Origin of the sequence: Silvanigrella sp., assembly GCF_044369315.1 — a bacterium.
Taxonomy (GTDB): Bacteria; Bdellovibrionota_B; Oligoflexia; order Silvanigrellales; family Silvanigrellaceae; genus Silvanigrella.
This window is the reverse complement of sequence record NZ_JBIPMD010000344.1, coordinates 1-2628: the sequence shown is the minus strand read 5'-3', so window position 1 is coordinate 2628 and position 2628 is coordinate 1. Positions and strand designations below refer to the sequence as shown.

Sequence of the window (2628 nt, the reverse complement as noted above, 5' to 3'; positions counted from 1 at the left end):
CCTTTCTCATGTCACAATTATGTAGTTTCTGGTTCACAAAATTAAGTACTTACTTTTTTTTAATTCTGCAAACAATTAATCCAAATTTAAAAGATGTTTAGTTATATTTTTTTTGCTTTTAAGTATTTTATATTGTGCGGATTTACATAAGTTTGTGTTTGAATTGTTTCTTTAACTTCAATATCATTGTTTTTTAATTGTTTTATTTTTTCGGGATTGTTAGTAATTAGTTTTATATTTGTAATGTTTATTTGTTTTAAAATATCTGCAGCGATTTTGAAATCTCTGTTTTCTTCAGGGAAACCTAAATGAGCATTTGCCTTATAAGTATCGTATCCTTGTTCTTTTTGTAAATGATAAGCGTCTAGCTTATTATAGAGTCCAATTCCTCTTCCTTCTTGACGCAAGTAGAGTAAAATACCACCATTTTTATCAAGTAAATGAATGCTCTCATGAAGTTGTCCTCCACAATCACATAATAAAGAATAAAATAAATCTCCAGTTAAGCATTCAGAATGAACTCTAACCAAAGGAATTTTAATTTGTCTCCAATTACCAAAACATAAAGCAATATGCTCTTTTTTATCTGGCAAGTTATTAAATGTTAAAAATTCTACCGAGTTAATACAATTTTTTAAAGGAATATATAACTTGTTTCTTATGCTGATCATAAAATTCCAGTTTATTTAATATGTTTTATATTCCATAACGATAGTGTGATTATTTTTAATTGTCAATCTGGTTTTTAAATTTTTAAATTGAATTGCAAGAAAATTCTTGTTTTGGAGGAGGGCTAAATTTGCTAATTTTATATTTTTAATTTTCTATATAAAACTCATTAAAAATCAAATACAATCACAGAGTTTATTCCATTTTTTAATAAAGGTAGGATATAATCTTCCGATACTTTTTTATGAGCAGCATGATTGATATAAATATCTCTTTCAGAGACAGATTCAAATTCCATAACAAATGCATAGTTAAATCCACGCTCTAATCCTTCTATACTACAGCTTTTACCATAAGATATTTTTTTAATTTGTGGAATACTTGTATTTTTTAATTCAATAAGTTTATTTACCATTTTTTCAATTTCGTTTGTTTTTATATGGTCTGCAATTTCTAGGAGAACAATATGTTTTATCATAATAATTTATCTTTCAAAAGTAGATAATAATCTTTAGCAAAAATTTTCTTCTTTCACACAAATTAAATTCTAAATAGAGAATTTTTTTATTCTCTATTTAGAAAGCCATGGAGATTCTGTTGCCCAAAATATAATATTTGTTCCCAAATATTCTTCTGCAAATTTAGTAAATTCTTCTTTAGTAAAAGGCTTTTTCGTATTTGGATTTATATAAGTCAAAGTAGGCTCTTGAACTGCCATGGCAACCAAGGGAAGCTTTTCTTTATACTTATTAAAAAAGGGATATGAGTTTTTCATTTGTGCTTTTTTATAAGGAACAATATCGGGACCACCAAGACCTATCGCTTCTTTTTGAGCAATAGCAAATAATCTTGACATATAATTATGATCATTGTTCCATTCACAGGGCCAAAAGTTAACGTATTGAACAACAAATGATTTTTTGAAAGCTTTTCTAGCAAAAATCATATTTTCAACAGTGGCTGCAAAATATTTATCACAAGTAAATCCTTTTTTTTCAGCATTTTTCTTATTGATATCGATAGAAGTTTCTGGAAGATTTATACCAGAAACTCTTCCATCAAATTTTATAGCCAATTCTTGAATAAGATTTTGGTATCTTTTTTGTAAGGAAGCATTCCACTGCATAGCAACCCATCCTTGCGCAGGTGCTTTTCCTTCTCCAGGATTATCAGTTTGAGCAATAAGCCCACCTTTATACTCTGATTCCTCTTGCAAATATGGAGGGATATTTTTTTGATTCGGCTCAAAAAATCTATCTTGAATTTGAATAAATAATTTTTTGTTCTTTTTTTGGAGTTTTGTAAGGTCATTTTCAATTGACGAAAAATCATAAACTCCTTTAGATTTTTCAAGTTGCTTCCATGTATAAACAATTTGGACACCTTCAATATCATCACGAAGAAATAAAGAATTTAAATTTTCAAGATCAGAAGAAGAAGTATAAATATAATGAACAGGCGGAGCTGCAGTTGCTTCATAACAAATGAATAAAGAAAAAACCATAACAGATCTTAATAACTTCGCTTTTAAAAATTTTAAATTGTTCCTTGTTTTCAAATTTATTCTTCCTTATTTTTGACAATTAAATATAAAAACATTTATACCAATAAAAAATAACTTAAAAATATTTTTTAATCAAGAAAATTATTAAATTTATTATATATAAAATATTTATTTTTTATTAAAAAAATCATATAATAATTAAAAAAAATAATGAATAATTATTTTCAATAAATAAAAAAATTTAATATATTTAATATATTAAATTTTTGATAATAAAAGTCAAAAAATACATGAATTAATGAATACTTAAGAATTAACAACATCTTTCCTTGGTATGATCCCCGAAAAGTGGACTATTAAATTTCATAATTTTCTTCATATTCTAAAGGTGCATGATAATCAAGGGCAGAATGAGCACGAATTCGATTATAAAACACCTCTATATATTCTATGAC

4 protein-coding genes are annotated in these 2628 nt (G+C 26.0%); all 4 read right to left on the bottom strand.

Annotated elements, in window-relative coordinates:
• Positions 1-101: 101 nt before the first annotated feature.
• Positions 102-671 carry a GTP cyclohydrolase II RibA gene (ribA, locus tag ACIQ56_RS16575; protein WP_397602141.1) on the bottom strand — a complete coding sequence of 190 codons (570 nt, stop codon included), beginning with the start codon at positions 669-671 and terminating at the stop codon, positions 102-104.
• A 167-nt stretch (positions 672-838) separates the two neighbouring features.
• The gene (locus ACIQ56_RS16570) at positions 839-1147 is read right to left on the bottom strand and encodes a Dabb family protein (RefSeq protein WP_397602140.1); all 309 of its coding nucleotides are present in this window, start codon (positions 1145-1147) and stop codon (positions 839-841) included.
• 93 nt (positions 1148-1240) lie between these two features.
• On the bottom strand, positions 1241-2173 hold the full coding sequence (locus tag ACIQ56_RS16565) for a hypothetical protein (RefSeq protein ID WP_397602142.1): 933 nt from the start codon (positions 2171-2173) through the stop codon (positions 1241-1243).
• Positions 2174-2529: 356 nt separating this feature from the next.
• The coding region (locus tag ACIQ56_RS16560) for an IS3 family transposase (RefSeq protein ID WP_397599331.1) at positions 2530-2628 on the bottom strand (99 nt) is incomplete at its 5' end.